The organism is Apibacter muscae (assembly GCF_007845635.1).
Taxonomy (GTDB): Bacteria; Bacteroidota; Bacteroidia; order Flavobacteriales; family Weeksellaceae; genus Apibacter; species Apibacter muscae.
Genome location: NZ_SELG01000030.1, coordinates 1 through 14,926 on the forward strand (window position 1 = coordinate 1; position 14,926 = coordinate 14,926).

General features: G+C 30.1%; 14 protein-coding genes. 6 read left to right on the forward strand and 8 right to left on the reverse strand.

Going from position 1 to position 14,926, the window contains the following annotated elements; translation table 11 throughout:
- Nucleotides 1-342: 342 nt before the first annotated feature.
- Nucleotides 343-978 carry a YceI family protein gene (locus ETU08_RS03835; RefSeq protein WP_185145273.1) on the reverse strand — a complete coding sequence of 212 codons (636 nt, stop codon included), beginning with the start codon at nucleotides 976-978 and terminating at the stop codon, nucleotides 343-345.
- 117 nt (nucleotides 979-1,095) lie between these two features.
- Here ETU08_RS03835 and radA point away from each other — a divergent pair, with 117 nt between their 5' ends.
- From radA to ETU08_RS03850, 3 genes are all read left to right on the forward strand, one after another.
- Nucleotides 1,096-2,448, forward strand: a complete 1,353-nt coding sequence (radA, locus tag ETU08_RS03840) for a DNA repair protein RadA (RefSeq protein ID WP_146261702.1) — start codon at nucleotides 1,096-1,098, stop codon at nucleotides 2,446-2,448.
- Between the two features lie 145 nt (nucleotides 2,449-2,593).
- On the forward strand, nucleotides 2,594-3,451 hold the full coding sequence (locus tag ETU08_RS03845) for a M23 family metallopeptidase (protein ID WP_146261703.1): 858 nt from the start codon (nucleotides 2,594-2,596) through the stop codon (nucleotides 3,449-3,451).
- Between the two features lie 24 nt (nucleotides 3,452-3,475).
- Nucleotides 3,476-3,877 carry a bactofilin family protein gene (locus ETU08_RS03850; RefSeq protein ID WP_146261704.1) on the forward strand — a complete coding sequence of 134 codons (402 nt, stop codon included), beginning with the start codon at nucleotides 3,476-3,478 and terminating at the stop codon, nucleotides 3,875-3,877.
- Between the two features lie 67 nt (nucleotides 3,878-3,944).
- On the opposite strand, the gene ETU08_RS03855 is transcribed toward ETU08_RS03850, so the two are convergent.
- The gene (locus ETU08_RS03855) at nucleotides 3,945-5,210 is read right to left on the reverse strand and encodes an NAD(P)/FAD-dependent oxidoreductase (RefSeq protein WP_146261705.1); all 1,266 of its coding nucleotides are present in this window, start codon (nucleotides 5,208-5,210) and stop codon (nucleotides 3,945-3,947) included.
- A 140-nt stretch (nucleotides 5,211-5,350) separates the two neighbouring features.
- Between ETU08_RS03855 and ETU08_RS03860 the strand changes: the two genes are divergently transcribed.
- Nucleotides 5,351-5,923, forward strand: a complete 573-nt coding sequence (locus tag ETU08_RS03860) for a DUF3109 family protein (RefSeq protein WP_146261706.1) — start codon at nucleotides 5,351-5,353, stop codon at nucleotides 5,921-5,923.
- A gap of 2 nt (nucleotides 5,924-5,925) precedes the next feature.
- On the opposite strand, the gene ETU08_RS03865 is transcribed toward ETU08_RS03860, so the two are convergent.
- From ETU08_RS03865 to ETU08_RS03890, 6 genes are read right to left on the reverse strand one after another with little or no spacing between them, the layout of a single operon-like run.
- A complete protein-coding gene (locus ETU08_RS03865; RefSeq protein WP_146261707.1) occupies nucleotides 5,926-6,540 on the reverse strand; it encodes a thiamine diphosphokinase in 615 nt (204 codons plus the stop codon).
- Nucleotides 6,533-7,099, reverse strand: coding sequence for a cob(I)yrinic acid a,c-diamide adenosyltransferase (locus ETU08_RS03870; protein ID WP_146261708.1), 567 nt, complete (start codon nucleotides 7,097-7,099; stop codon nucleotides 6,533-6,535). The genes ETU08_RS03865 and ETU08_RS03870 overlap by 8 nt, the downstream gene beginning before the upstream one ends.
- Before the next feature lie 35 nt (nucleotides 7,100-7,134).
- Nucleotides 7,135-8,106 (reverse strand): YheT family hydrolase, encoded by a 972-nt coding sequence (locus ETU08_RS03875; RefSeq protein WP_146261709.1) that lies wholly within the window; start codon nucleotides 8,104-8,106, stop codon nucleotides 7,135-7,137.
- 18 nt (nucleotides 8,107-8,124) lie between these two features.
- Nucleotides 8,125-8,886: a lipopolysaccharide kinase InaA family protein gene (locus tag ETU08_RS03880; protein ID WP_146261710.1), complete on the reverse strand. Its 762-nt coding sequence runs from the start codon at nucleotides 8,884-8,886 to the stop codon at nucleotides 8,125-8,127.
- Nucleotides 8,883-10,181: a cryptochrome/photolyase family protein gene (locus ETU08_RS03885; protein WP_146261711.1), complete on the reverse strand. Its 1,299-nt coding sequence runs from the start codon at nucleotides 10,179-10,181 to the stop codon at nucleotides 8,883-8,885. The genes ETU08_RS03880 and ETU08_RS03885 overlap by 4 nt, the downstream gene beginning before the upstream one ends.
- On the reverse strand, nucleotides 10,165-10,914 hold the full coding sequence (locus ETU08_RS03890; RefSeq protein ID WP_146261712.1) for a TrmH family RNA methyltransferase: 750 nt from the start codon (nucleotides 10,912-10,914) through the stop codon (nucleotides 10,165-10,167). The genes ETU08_RS03885 and ETU08_RS03890 overlap by 17 nt, the downstream gene beginning before the upstream one ends.
- Nucleotides 10,915-10,923: 9 nt before the next feature.
- Between ETU08_RS03890 and tamL the strand changes: the two genes are divergently transcribed.
- Both tamL and ETU08_RS03900 read left to right on the forward strand, forming a co-directional pair.
- A complete protein-coding gene (gene tamL, locus ETU08_RS03895) occupies nucleotides 10,924-13,713 on the forward strand; it encodes a translocation and assembly module lipoprotein TamL (RefSeq protein WP_146261713.1) in 2,790 nt (929 codons plus the stop codon).
- A gap of 37 nt (nucleotides 13,714-13,750) precedes the next feature.
- Nucleotides 13,751-14,905 carry a sensor histidine kinase gene (locus tag ETU08_RS03900; RefSeq protein WP_146261714.1) on the forward strand — a complete coding sequence of 385 codons (1,155 nt, stop codon included), beginning with the start codon at nucleotides 13,751-13,753 and terminating at the stop codon, nucleotides 14,903-14,905.
- The last annotated feature ends 21 nt before the right edge of the window (nucleotides 14,906-14,926 follow it).

Here is a 14,926-nt window from a genome sequence, read left to right on the forward strand (position 1 = left end):
ATTGGCCTGTTTTTTTTCTTTTTCCTTTTTTCTCTCTTTCTCTGATTTCTTTTTATTGATCTTTTCTTTATTTATTTTTCCTTTCTTGATCTTTTATTCTGATCTTCATTCCTCTTTTTTATTTCTAACTAATATATTTTACTCTTATTTTCTTTTTTTATTCTTTTTATTGTTCCTGTTTCTCTCTTTCTTTAGGTTTTTATTCTCATCTGTTCTAATCCTTTTTCTCTCTATATTTTATATGCGCTTTTTAATTGCTAATCCCTCCCCCCAAAAAAAACAGGCTGATAAGACAGCCTGCTTTTTTTTTAGAAGAAAGTAAATTGTATATAGATACTAGCTTTAATTAGCTTCTTTGTTTGCTACAATGTCTACACTTATATCTAACAAATCTTTAATAAGTTTATCCTGAGGTTCTCCGTTTGAATATGTTATATTAAATTCTTGCCTATTGATTGTAAATTTCTCTGTTTTTAAAGTTACTTTATCTCCTTCAGCTTTTACATTGGCTTTTACGGATAAATTTTTAGTTATACCTTTAACTTCAAGATTTCCTTCTAATTCTACATTATATTCTCCTGATTCAATTGGCTTCACTAATGTTATTACAAATTTTGATGAAGGGAACTTTGAAACATCAAAGAAGTCCTCATTTTTTAGATGATTGTTTAGTAATTTTGCTTTTTCTGGATCTGGAATGTCTGTGGTAGATATTGTATTCATATTAGCTGTGAAGCTTCCTGATTCAATTTTTGAATCCTTGAGTTTCAATTCTCCTGATTGAAGAATAATTGTACCTAAATGTTTACTTGCCAAGGTACCTCCTTCCCAAGTTATTTTACTAGCTAATGTATCTACTTTATAAGTATTAGCTTCTTTACTTGATACTGCTTCTTGTTTTGCTTGGTTAGTTATTTTAGCTTCTTTGGAATCATTGTTACATGATTGGAAGGATAATGTTAAAGCAATTATTGACAATGTTAATATTTTTTTTTCATTTCATTTAATTTATTTTTAGCAAACATAACATTTTTAGCTTTAAATGAATTAATAATAAATGAAATTTGATTTCATTTATTTTTTTAAATTAGCTACATGTCAAAAAATACTAAAACTTCCTTTTTCTGTCAAAATTGTGGGGCCCAGTATTCTCAATGGATGGGACAATGTAAAGCTTGTGGGGAATGGAATACCATTGTAGAAGAAATTATTGAAAAAAGAACTAAAAGAAATTTTCCATCAAATAAATCCATATCCTCAAATATCATTAAAATTCATGACATTGAAACTGTACATGAAGATCGTATAATTTCGGGTGATTCTGAACTGGATTTTCTGTTAGGTGGAGGAATTGTACCGGGCAGCGTTATATTAATTGGAGGAGAACCTGGTATAGGAAAGTCTACCTTACTATTGCAACTATCACTTCAAATTAATAAAAAAGTACTTTATGTTTCTGGCGAAGAAAGCGCAATTCAAATTAAAATGAGGGGTGATAGGATTAAATATTCCAATTCAGATTGCTATATACTTACCGAAACTTCTATTGAAAAAATAATTAAAAAATCAATAGAATTAAAGCCTGAATTATTAATTATTGATTCTATACAAACTTTGTCATCTTCATATATAGATTCTTCCCCGGGCAGTATTTCTCAAATTAGAGAATGTGCTTCTGAATTGATTAAGTATGCGAAAAGTTCATCTACTCCTATTTTTCTTGTCGGGCATATTACTAAAGATGGTACGATTGCTGGTCCTAAAATACTTGAACATATGGTAGATGTAGTTCTTCAGTTTGAAGGTGATAGAAACTATATGTTTAGACTTTTACGTTCTCATAAAAATAGATATGGTTCTACTTCTGAATTAGGTATTTATGAAATGTTTCAAGATGGTTTACGACAAGTAAAGAATCCCTCTGAAATTCTTATTTCTAAAAAGGATGAGAATTTATCCGGTAACGCCATAGCTGTCACTTTAGAAGGACTCCGCCCCATGCTGGTTGAAATTCAAGCATTGGTTTCTACAGCTGTATATGGTACTCCGCAAAGGGCTACTACTGGATTTGATATAAAGCGATTGAATATACTATTAGCTGTTTTGGAAAAAAGGGCTGGGTTTCATTTGGGTAGTAAAGATGTGTTTCTTAATATTACCGGTGGTATAAAGATTGACGATCCTGCAGTCGATCTGGGGGTAATATGTGCCATTCTTTCATCCAATGAAAATGTTAGTTTGCCAGACAATTGTTTATTTGCAGGAGAGGTTGGATTAAGTGGAGAAATTAGGGCTATCAATCGTATTGAACAGCGTATATTAGAGGCTGAAAAACTAGGGTATGATGTGATTTTTATTTCTAAATATAATAAAATTGATATTGATAAATTTAATATAAAAATTGAATTGGTGGGTAAGGTTGATGATGTTTATAAGATGTTATTTTAGAAATATAAATTACTTATAATCAAATATTTACAAAAAAATATATTGTTTTAAAATTTACTAAATTAATGTTAATGTTTTCTTTGCTTTAAAAATTTAAAATTAAAGATATGTATATTTGCTTGTTTTGTAAAAGCTATATTTACTAATGAGCAAATCTAATTATTCTACTGTTATTATTACAGATAAAAATTCTCACGAAACAAAAGTATATTCAATTAAGCAAAAGCATATAGAAAATATTATTCTTTACAAGCGTATTTTATTGTTTTCTACTATATGCGTGGTTATTTTATTGGCAGGTCTTAGTTCTTATATTGGTTATGTATATTACCAAAAAAGAGATCTACGTAATAAAATTTTAAACTTACAAAGTAAATTGGATGATAAGCAACTGGATTATTTAATTAATAATTTATCTGAAGCTGGAGAAACTTTAGAATTAATTGAAAAGTATTTAAAAGAACGTGAGGTTAAAACACTGTCATCTTCTAGAGACTTAGATAGTAATAATGATGTTGGTGGCGAATACTATGCGGTAGATGATATGAACGTTGATGTTGTTAACAGTGAAAAAGAACGTATTGAAAATTTATTAAAAAATATTCAATCTATACCTATGGGGCTTCCACATATAGGACGTTTATCTTCAGATTTTGGGGTTAGAGGAAATCCTATGTCAGGGAGGGGTTCTGAATTTCATCCCGGTCTTGACTTAGCAGGTAAAATTGGTGATCCTATAAAAGTTACAGCTAATGGCGTTATTACTTATGCAAGCGTTAGAGGTGGTTATGGAAACTGTATTATAGTTAAACATAGTCATGGGTATGAAACTTTATATGGGCATTTATCAGAAATAAATGTTAAAGTTGGACAGAAGGTTAAATCCGGGGATATTATTGGCAAACTTGGTAATACCGGTCGTTCAACAGGTCCACACGTTCATTATGAAATCATTCATAACAATATAAAAGTTAATCCTAAAAATTTTCTACAAATCAAATAATTAATTTCTATAAAAGTCTGTTTTATGTTTAACAAAAAAAATAATTCTTCCAATGGTTTTGACTCACAAAATATTACTACTGTACTTGCAGAAGATTGTATAATTGAAGGCTCTATTACTAGTAAAGCATTTATTAAATTGGATGGTAAGGTTACAGGGAATATTGATAGTGCTGGCGGAGTTATTCTTGGACAAAAGGGTTTTATTAATGGAGATATTAAAACTAAGCTTCTAACCGTTTATGGTTCTATTGAGGGTGATGTTTTTACCGATGAATTAATTATTAAAAGTACTGGTAAACTTACGGGTAATATTCATGCCAAAAGTATTGAGTTGGAAAAAGGTGGTATTTATAATGGAAATATTAACATGAAGGAAACATCAGTTACAGATAATATTAACAGCGACCTTAAAGGTAAAAAGTAAGGATTTTCAAATAACAAAAATAAAAAAGCATATATAATATATATGCTTTTTTAATTCATTATAATTTTTACTTGTTCTTTTTATCACCTATTTCATAGGCTATACCTAAAGATGAGCCTTTAGAAAAATAAATAGTTAGCCATCTATAAAAGGTATTTAAGCGATTACCGATTGAAACTAAGGATATAATATGTATACAAGACCATATTAGCCATGCAAAAAAGCCTTTAAAGAAAACTTTATTATTCATAAGATCTGCTACCGCTTTATTTTTACCTATTACAGCCATTGAGCCTTTATCTACATAACTAAATTTTCTTTTATTTTGTCCTCTAAGCTCTCTTTTAAGATTCCTTGCTAAATTGATTCCTTGTTGTATGGCTACTTGCGCCAATTGCGGATGACCATCGGGGAAATTAGGATCTGATATCATTAATGATGTATCCCCTAGTGCATAAATATTTTCATAGCTAATCACCTTATTAAATTCATCCACTTGCATTCTTCTTCCTCTTGAATAGACATCTTTAGATATACCTGCAAAAACTCGTGAGGTAACCCCTGCCGTCCAAATAATTGTCTTAGTTGCTATCTTATCTCCACTGCCAAGGTAAATAAAATTTTCATCACAATCTTTCACATGTTGATTTAGTATAATATTCACCCCCAATTTATTTAATGCCTTATAAGCTTCTTTATGCGATTTTTCACTCATTGAACCCAATAGATTAGGTGATCCTTCCACCAAATGAATTTGCACTTTACTCTTTAATTCTTTATAATCTAAAGGTTGCAAGGTATTAAATATCTCTCTTGTCACCCCTGCTATTTCAACCCCTGCAGGACCTCCCCCTACGATAACAATGGAGAGCAGTTCTTTTTGTTTTTCAAGATTTATTTCTTGAGAAGCCTCTTCCATTCTTAGTAATAAAGTATTTCTAAGCAATAGCGCATCGTTTAAGGTTTTCATAGGAACTGAATACTTTTCTAAATTTTGCATTCCAAAATAATTACTTTGTGTTCCTGTTGCAAAAATTAGTATATCAAAATCTAATTCTCCATTAGACAATATTATTTTATTCTCATTCGGTTTTACTTCCAGTAACTCTCCTTGTCTAAAACTAACGTTGCTTTTATATCTTATGAATCTCCGAAATGGATAACTTATAGCCGCAGGTTCTAAAACACTTGAACCAACTTGATATATTAAGGGTGGAAAAAAATTATAATTATTTTTGTCCACTAAGGTTATATGAAAATTTTTATTGTTTTTTAACTTCTTAAGAAAATTAATCCCAGCAAAACCTCCTCCAACTAAGACTATTTTTTTCATTTTAAAATAACTTTTCTATAAACTTTAACTATCTATTTATTAACAAATATTTCGCCAAATTCTTATTTCATTATTTCTATTTTTGGTATTAAAAATAATTATATGTGTACATTTGCAGGCTTAAATAATCTATATTCAACATGATTCAAATTGACGATACGCTTATATCTCTAGATCTTATTCAGAAAGAATTTGTATGTAACTTAAATAAATGCAAAGGAATTTGCTGTGTAGAGGGTGATTCCGGAGCTCCTTTAGACGAGGATGAGTTGTCTATTTTAGATGATGTTTATGATGATGTAAAACCATACTTACGTGAAGAAGGCAGGGCTTCGATTGAAAAGCAAGGCAAATATGTAGTTGATTTAGACGGTGACTATGTTACCCCTTTAATTGATGATAATGAATGTGCTTATGTGATTTATGATGATAAAGGGATAGCAAAATGCGCAATTGAAAAAGCCTATGAAGATGGTAAAATAAACTACAAAAAGCCTATTTCTTGCCATTTATATCCAGTTCGATTGCAGAAATTAAAATCTTACCTTGCTGTCAATTATGATCAGTGGTATATTTGTTCTGATGCTTGTACTTTTGGTAAAGAATTGAAGGTAAAGGTTTTTCAGTTCTTAAAGGAACCTCTAATCAGAAAATTTGGTAAAGATTGGTATTTGCAGTTGGAGGATGCTGAAAAATTATTTAATGCTGAATAATTTCACGAATTGGATATGTAAATCAATAATTCACCATTGGAATATTCAATCGTAACACACTCGTCAATTGCTTTATTTCTTGTTCCTATTCTTTCTGGTAAACAAAGTGGTTCATTATTTAGGGGATATTGCAATCCTTGGGTTTGAATGTTTTCTGCTTTAAAAAAAGGTATTAATGATATAATTTTACCTTTTACATTGGTCAAATGGGTTTTATGATTAGAAAAGAAGAATTTGGAATAGTCATCATAAAAGGTAATTTTTAATTTATTTTTAAAATACAATGCCGTTGAAAGGTTTCCTATAAAATGATCACTCTCACGCCCAGTAGCTCCATAAACATCAACTTGGGTAATTCTTCTTTCAACCAACAGTTCTAAGGCTTTGTGAAAATCTGTTTTGTTTTGATCGGGGGTTGAAATTAGTGTGATTCCCTGAGGTACTTGTTCTTGAATTAAGCTATCAAAATCTCCAGATATAAAATCTATTTTTAATTGAAATTTATATACATATCTTGAATAAGCACCATCAGTACAAGCAATTAAGGAATATTCGTTTATATTCTGAGGAATTTTTGATGGTTCTTCTCCATTTATAAAAAATAATGCTTTATTCATTGGGTGTCCAAGGGGTTTCTATATTTTTATCTAAACATCCAAAATAACGTGCTAAGACAAATAAGTAATCGGATAATCTATTTAAATAATTTAAACAGATATTTCTAACTTCTTCAACTTCATTTAAGGTAACCACTTCCCTTTCAGCTCTTCGACAAACAGTCCTTGCAATATGCGTCGTAGATGTTAGTATACTTCCGGTAGGAAGTATAAATTCTTTTAGTTTAGGGAGAACTTCTTGCATAGCATCTATCCAACTTTCTATTTGCTCTATTTGCTGCACTTTAATTATACATGTCAATCTTGGTTTCCCGTTGGCTAAAACCATTTTTTCGGGAGGTGTTGCCAGTTCTGCTCCTAAATCAAATAAAGAATTTTGAATGGTGTGAAGTTGCTTATCGATGTTTATATCCTTGTTATAGCTTCTTATTAATCCTATATAAGAATTCAATTCATCTACATCTCCATAGGCTTTAATCCTTGTTATGTTCTTAGAAACTCTTTTCCCTCCATATAAAGAGGTGGTACCGTCATCGCCTGATTTAGTGTATATTTTCATTCAATCGAAAATTGTCTTTTATAAATGTAATTAAATTATTTTACTTTGATGTCTTCAATAAACTCTTTGGCTCTTATTTCTACCCAAGAAAATTTTGATTTGGGTAACATGAAACCAATATGCCCTCCGTATTTAGGCATTTCAAAATAAATATTTACATTGCTCATTTGATTTTCTTTTAAAAAACTTTCTGGAGAAAGAAAAGGATCATTTTTAGCATTGACGATTAAAGTTGGTATATTAATATTATCTAAAATATTTATGGGAGAAACTTTTTTATAGTAATCTTCTTTATTTTTAAAGCCAAATAAGGGTACAGTTACGTATTCATCAAATTCGTCAAAGGAATTAATCGAGCGAATTAAGTTTATATCAAAAATGTCTGGATACTGTTTGCTCTTGTATTTTAATTTCTTTTTAAAATCATTGATAAAGTTCTTTAAATATATATAATTTGCTGGTTTTCTAAATGTTTCTGCATTGGAAACAAAATCTAATGGTGAGGAGAATGCTATACAAGCTTTTAATTCCTTTGGAATTTTCATTCTCCCCGTGTAATTTAGAGATACCGCCCCTCCCATTGAATACCCAATTAGATATACTTCTGAATACCCTTGTGTTATTGAATATGTTACTACCTTTTCTAAATCATGAATCATCCCTACGTGATAGAGTGAGGGCAAACGATTCATTTCTCCTCCACAACTTCTTTGATTCCATGCTAATATGGAATAACCTGCTTGATGAAAATAATCTGCACAACTATTGATATACGTTCTTCGCGAATGTCCTTCAAGCCCATGGGAGAGAATTATCAATTTATTCGTATTTTCATTTCTCCACCAATCTAATAATAAAAAATCTCCGTCTTCCAACTCTAATCTTTCTCGGTTGTAAGGAGGTATCGGATATTTTTTTATGGCACCTGCTACAATGGTTGATAGATGAGCATTTGTATATATAAGATTTTCTGTAGGATTATAAGTAGATTTTTTTATATAATTCATATTCCTGTACTATGGGCATTATATTTTTCCCAATAATTTTTTAAGCCTTTGCTTCCTTGTCTTCTTGTTTATATAAACATGATTTTTATGATCTAAAATCTGTATAATTTTAGAAAGTGATTCATTTACTAATTTAGCATATTTTTCTCCAATTATGGGGATCATTTCATCAGTTAATGAAAGTTTAATAAAATTTTGAATTCTTTGGTTTAGTGTTAGCTTTTTAAATTGCATTCGGTTTAAATCAATTAAAGAAAAAACATATGACTCATTAATTTTTTCAACCAAAACATTCCCTGGTGACAAATCTTTAAATAGTATCTCTTGTTGATGAATGGTATATATAAATTCCGTAAAAGATTCTAGAATATTGTTCCAATCTTTAAAATTTTCTTTTCTTTCAATGAGTTCCCTAAAAGTAAAGTCGTAAGAACAAAATTCTGATATATAATAAGAACGCTGTATTTTCCCTCCTATTCTTTCTTCGAAAAAAGCGATGGGATTGGGGGTTTTAATTCGCTTATTCAAAAGAATTTCTGCATGATGATAAGATCGGTAGGCTTTAGATCTTCTTATTCCACTATAAACATACTGATTAAGTAGATGTGGAATTTTAAAAGATTTTACTGCTAATGTTCCTAAATTTTCAATTTGTATTTTTTTTAGGGTATTTCTTTCTTTAAAAATAACTTCTCCTAAAGCATCAAAATTATTTATTATGGTTAATAAATCTTCCTGTTTATCTTTCCATTTATCGTTAATGTGTATATTCCAACTCATATTTTTAGGGCTTTGCTATATACTTCCAAGGCTCTTTTTCTTGCAAACGTGTGTTCAACCATGGGAGGCATATAGTTTTTAGTATCAAATTCCGGAACCCATTGTTTTGTATATTTATTTTGAGGATCAAACCTTTTCATTTGTAATGTAGGATTAAATATTCTAAAATAAGGCACTGAATCACAGCCGGAGCCACTTGCCCACTGCCAATTTCCATTATTACTAGCTAGTTCAAAATCCAACAACTTAGTGGCAAAATAAGCCTCTCCCCACCTCCAATCAATCAATAAGTGTTTACAAAGAAAGCTGGCTACAATCATTCTCACTCGGTTGTGCATTAATCCTGTGAAGTTTAATTCTCTCATTCCTGCATCAACGATCGGGTAGCCAGTTTTTCCTAGTTTCCAAAGCTGAAATTCTTCTTCATTGTTTCGCCAAACTATATTATCATATTTTTTTTTAAAGCTATGGTTAACCACTGGGGGGAAATGATAAAGTATAGATATAAAAAATTCCCTCCAAATTAGTTCGTTTATAAATATGGATGAGTTTACCTCTGTATTCTTATAAACTTCTCTTATAGATAAGATTCCAAATCGTAAATAGGTGCTTATATGCGAAGTACCTGCTAAAGAAGGATAATCTCTGGTTTCTTTATAATTATTGATCTGAATTTGAGAAATATTAAAACTAGGAGGAACTATTGTGGATTTTGTAAAACCTATCTCTTTCATTGATAATGGTTCACCAACCACCTGCTTAGTATTATTCAAAAATTTTTCACTTGGATAATATGGGAGAGTCTTTTTAGAAACTACTTCTTTCCACTTCTTTGAATATGGAGTATAAACAGTATAGGGAGAATGATCCGCTTTAAATACTTCTGAAGGATGACAGATTACATGATCTTGTTCTTGGTAGAAAGTTATTTGCTCTGTAGCTAAAAGATCCTTGATTTTCTTATCTCTTTCTTGTCCGTAAGGTTCATAATCTTCATTACAGAATACAGAACCTACTTCGTAACTTTTAATTATTTCTTTAAAAACTTGTATTGGCTTTCCTTTAAAAAAACGTATTTGTGTATGGTAAGGTTTTAGTTGGTTATTAATATTTTGTAATTGATCATAAATTAAGGATACTCTAGCATCATCGACTTCAGATAATTGATTCAGTATATGGGTATCAAAAATAAAAATTAAATAAACATTATTCGCCCCTAAGGCCTTGTACAGACCTGGATTATCATGTAGTCTTAAGTCTCTTCTAAACCAAAATATATTAATTTTTTCTTTCATTTTTTTCTTTTTGCGAAAAGAATTCTCCTAATATTATTCCAGCGGACATTGCTACATTTAAACTTTCGGTTTTCTTCTTTTCCCCAAATCTTGGAATGGATATAGTTTTAGAACAAGTATTCTTTATTGAATCTGATATTCCATTGCCTTCATTTCCCATAATTAGAAATGCTTCTTGCTCTAATTCTACTTGGTAAATGCTTTCTCCATCCATATCGGTTGCATATATGGGCAGATGTTGATTATCTCTAAAAAATATTTCAAGATTTGTGTACACTACATTTACTCTTGCTAATGAGCCCATGGACGCTTGCACAACTTTTGGATTAAAAATATCTACAGTATCTTCGCTACATATTATTTGTTCTATCCCGAACCAATCAGCCAAACGAATTAAGGTCCCCATGTTTCCGGGATCTTGGATGCTTTCCAAAACTAATTGTTTTCCCTCTATCTTTTTCAACTCTGGTTTAGGGATTTCTACTATTGCTAGGGCGTTGCTAGGATTTTTAAGAAAGCTTATTTTATTTAATTCCTTCTTTGATATAATTACATACTTATCTTCTGAAAGAATTTCTATGGGTTCAATCGTGTAAATCTTTGATAAAGTAAAATCTGAATAAATAAATTCTTTAATGTTTTTTATACCTTCTACAATAAATAAATTATATTTTTGTCTATATTTTTTATTTGCAAGGGATTGAATCAATTTAATTCTATTGGCAGACAGCATAACTTAAATATGAAAATACAATACAATATTACATTAAAGATATTAATTTTCTCTCTATTGTTTCTTATTTTTTCCTGTAGAACCAATAAAGTTCCAGAAAATTCTCATCTGTTTACAGGTAATACATATAAATACTTAGATGCAAAAGGAAAGCCTTATGCCGATGAATTGGATAATTATGTGAAACAAAAACCGAATAAAAAAATCTTTTTTTATGTACCCTTAAAATTATGGCTTTATGATTTGTCTAACGCTAAATTTGATTCTGTTTACAAAGATTATTACCTTGTTGATAAAGAACAAAGAAGTCTAAAATTATTAGATTCCTTATATTTAAAATACAATTTAGACAGCTATGTTGGTAAATCTAGATGGCTTGATCGTTTTATTTATAGCAAAGGCGAACCTCCTGTACTGGTAGATTCTGCCATGGCTAATTCGTCTGCAAAAAATTTGAACCAGTATTTTATAAATAGAGGCTGGAGAAAATCTCAAGTCATTGATACTATCCTTACAAGTGGTAAGAAAGCTACGGTACAATACAATATTAAATTGGGTGAACCCATGATTATTGATACCATTATTTACGATGTAAGTGAAGAAATAAATGCTAATATTTACAATGGTTATTTAAGATTTAAAAATCGGGTAAATCCTAAAAAATTAAAGAAAAATTATACTAAAGAGGAAATTTTACAAAATTTCTATCAAAAATTATCTTTACTAAAGAAAGGAGATCGTTTAGATGCCTACCTTATGGGAGATGAAATCACTCAATTGGATAACCAATTTAAAAACATGGGATATTTTGGCTTTAATGACTTAAAGGATGAGGTAATATTTTATGTAGACACAGCCAATAACATAAACCATGTCCCTGTAACACTATCCATAAAAAAAAGCCCTTATACACTTCCTTCTCCAACCAGTGCATCCGGGGATTCTTTACAAGGATCTAATGACTCAATTTCCAAAGACAGAGCTAAACCTGTTTTTAAAAAATTTAAGTATGAAAAGATTAATGTAACCCTATTGAATAATCAAACGGATGATAATAAAGAAAGTATTGTTGATTCAAGTTATTTTGTTAATAAAAAGAAATTTATTCGTTTTGAAAATGGTAAAAAGGTAAAAAGCTACATTGAAGATACTGTTGCTTTTATTATTAATAAATCAGATGGTAGATATAGAGATAGAGTTTTGGCTGATATGCTTGCCATTGGTATGGGAAAAACTTACCGTTTAAATGCAGAAACCGAAACTCGAAGAAATATTTATAAAGTAAACAATTTTAATTTATTAGGATTTAATACTTCTCCAGAAAAAGGTTCTGATTCTACGCTTATTTCTAACATAATTTTAATGCCTATGAATAAATATTCCTACGAAATAGGTTTAGAAGCTTTTACCTCAAGCGTTGCAAATTTTGGAATTACCCCAAACCTGACCTTTACTGCTAAAAACTTGTTTAGAGGCGCAGAAAATCTAAATGTAACTTTCGGTGGATCTTTAGGAAATATAGAATCTAAGAAGAATAACAATCGTCTTTTTAATGCTTCTGAGTTTAATACTCAAGTCAGTTTATCATTTCCAAGATTTCTAGCTCCTTTTGGATTGCGAGATAAAATACCTAAATCTTGGGGCCCCTCCTCGGCTATTTCTGTTGGATACAATGCTCAATTTAATATAGGTTTAGACAAAAGAAGTTATAATGCTGGATTTTTATATAATTTCAGTCCTACACGTTCCACCAACCATCAAATATCCTTATGGAATTTACAATACACTCAATTCTTAAATCCTGATAATTACTATAATATTTATACTACAGACTGGGCTGGTGTTAATGGTATGAGAGAAATTTACTTTACCGTAAATCCATCCATGAGAGAGGAATATGAAAGTGGTAAAATTACCAATGAACAACTTCAACATATCATTGCTAATGATCCTAATTTTAGAACAGAAGTTGAACAAAAAGCACCCCAATACTGGGATCAATACAATTTATTAGAATCAAGAAGATACCGCTTTACACAAAATATTTTAATATCTTCCTTCCAATATAGCTTTACTTATGACCAGAGATTAAAATATTTCCCTCCTAAACATCCTTTTTATCTTAGAGCACAAATGGAACTCGCTGGTAATATGCTGTCAATTTTCAACAAATCTTTTAAAGATTTTGAAACTTCAAACAATAAGGTTGTCAAAGAAATTTTTGGTGTACCCTATTCTCAATTTGTGAAATTTGATTTTGACTTACGTAAATATTGGAATTTATCTTCAAAAAAATCAATTGATGCTCGCTTTTTTATGGGTATCGGTTTACCTTATGGTAATTCTTTCAGTATGCCTTTTGACCGAAGTTATTCTGTCGGTGGTCCTAATGACATAAGAGCTTGGAGAGCTTTTGGATTTGGGCCTGGAGCCTCTAAATTGAGTGGAAAAAACGGCTATGAGTTAATTGCGATAGATAACTTTAAGCTACTAACCTCTGTAGAATATCGTTTCCCACTTCCTAGCAATGGATTCTTTGGGGCTTTGTTTGTAGATGCAGGTAACATATGGGGGATTAATAATGATTCTCCGTATAAATTCAAATTCGATTCTTTTTATAAAGAATTAGGAATTGGAGGTGGATGGGGAATACGATGGGATATTAGTAATTTTATCATTCGTTTTGACTTTGCTTACAAGTTTTATAATCCACAAAGAGATTTAGGGGATCGTTGGTATTTTAAACATATAAACATTCTACAGCCACAATTTAATTTTGCTATTGGCTATCCTTTTTAATTCAATGAGTAATTCCTATAATTAATATAATATTAGAATGAACTTATATGGGAACATAAGGCTTAGCAACTGGATTGGATATATATCGGCTCTCTTAGTTGCTATTTTCTTTATTGTTTTTATGAATAAAAAAGTAAATCAGCTAAAAAAAGATGAATCCATACGAATATCTAATTATGCAAAAACCATTGAGCTACTAAATACAGAAATAAATATTCCCCCACATACACAAACTTATCTAGTAGGAACCATTGAGCAAAATACCTCTATCCCAGTTATTCTTGTTGATAGCAAAGGAGTTTATATAGACTCAAAAAATATTGACACTCATATTGTCAATAACCCTCAAACTCTTGAAAAGGAATTAAATAATATGAGAAAGCAATATCCTCCTATCTCTATTATACTTCCTTTTGGGAAACAATACGTTTATTATAAAAATTCAATTTTTTTAAACCAATTAGAGTATTTTCCAATTGTTATATTCCTAGTGATTGGACTGTTTATTTGGTTCTCTTATTGGTATTTTTCAACTTTAAAAAAAACAGAGCAAAGCCTTTTATGGGCTGGTATGGCTAAAGAAACAGCACATCAAATCGGAACCCCACTATCCTCCATAATTGGATGGCTGGAAATTTTAAAATTAGAAAATATTGATAAAAAGCCAATTCAGAATATTGAAAGAGATGTAAATCGTTTGCAGGATATAACTGAAAGGTTTTCTAAAATAGGTTCAATTCCTTCTTTAGAAAATGAAAATGTGGTGAAAATTTCTAAACATGCCTTTTATTATCTTAAAAATAGAGTTTCTAAAAAAATAATCTTTGAGTTTTCTGCTCCTGAGTATCCTATATTTATAAAATTAAACAAACATTTATTTAACTGGGTTATAGAAAATATTATCAAAAATGCTGTTGATGCTATGAAGGGTGAAGGAACGATACAATTAAAGATTATTGATCATAAAAAAAATATTTATATAGATATATCCGATGAAGGATCAGGAATTACTAAAAATAATATCCCAAAAATATTTAAGCCGGGGTTTAGTACGAAAAAAAGAGGTTGGGGCTTAGGACTTTCCTTGGTGCGAAGAATCATTGAAGACTATCATTTTGGGAGGATCTTTGTCTTGAATTCTGAAATTAATAAGGGTACTACTTTTAGAATTATACTTAAAAAGGAACTTTAAAAGTTTAAGTAAATTTGTCCA

Excerpts from the sequence above, each read along its gene's own strand:
- radA (WP_146261702.1), top strand. The coding sequence starts at position 1,096 with ATGTCAAAAAATACTAAAACTTCCTTTTTCTGTCAAAATTGTGGGGCC.
- ETU08_RS03845 (WP_146261703.1), top strand. The coding sequence starts at position 2,594 with ATGAGCAAATCTAATTATTCTACTGTTATTATTACAGATAAAAATTCT.
- ETU08_RS03850 (WP_146261704.1), top strand. The coding sequence starts at position 3,476 with ATGTTTAACAAAAAAAATAATTCTTCCAATGGTTTTGACTCACAAAAT.
- ETU08_RS03855 (WP_146261705.1), bottom strand. The coding sequence starts at position 5,210 with ATGAAAAAAATAGTCTTAGTTGGAGGAGGTTTTGCTGGGATTAATTTT.
- ETU08_RS03860 (WP_146261706.1), top strand. The coding sequence starts at position 5,351 with ATGATTCAAATTGACGATACGCTTATATCTCTAGATCTTATTCAGAAA.
- ETU08_RS03865 (WP_146261707.1), bottom strand. The coding sequence starts at position 6,540 with ATGAATAAAGCATTATTTTTTATAAATGGAGAAGAACCATCAAAAATT.
- ETU08_RS03870 (WP_146261708.1), bottom strand. The coding sequence starts at position 7,099 with ATGAAAATATACACTAAATCAGGCGATGACGGTACCACCTCTTTATAT.
- ETU08_RS03875 (WP_146261709.1), bottom strand. The coding sequence starts at position 8,106 with ATGAATTATATAAAAAAATCTACTTATAATCCTACAGAAAATCTTATA.
- ETU08_RS03880 (WP_146261710.1), bottom strand. The coding sequence starts at position 8,886 with ATGAGTTGGAATATACACATTAACGATAAATGGAAAGATAAACAGGAA.
- ETU08_RS03885 (WP_146261711.1), bottom strand. The coding sequence starts at position 10,181 with ATGAAAGAAAAAATTAATATATTTTGGTTTAGAAGAGACTTAAGACTA.
- ETU08_RS03890 (WP_146261712.1), bottom strand. The coding sequence starts at position 10,914 with ATGCTGTCTGCCAATAGAATTAAATTGATTCAATCCCTTGCAAATAAA.
- tamL (WP_146261713.1), top strand. The coding sequence starts at position 10,924 with ATGAAAATACAATACAATATTACATTAAAGATATTAATTTTCTCTCTA.
- ETU08_RS03900 (WP_146261714.1), top strand. The coding sequence starts at position 13,751 with ATGAACTTATATGGGAACATAAGGCTTAGCAACTGGATTGGATATATA.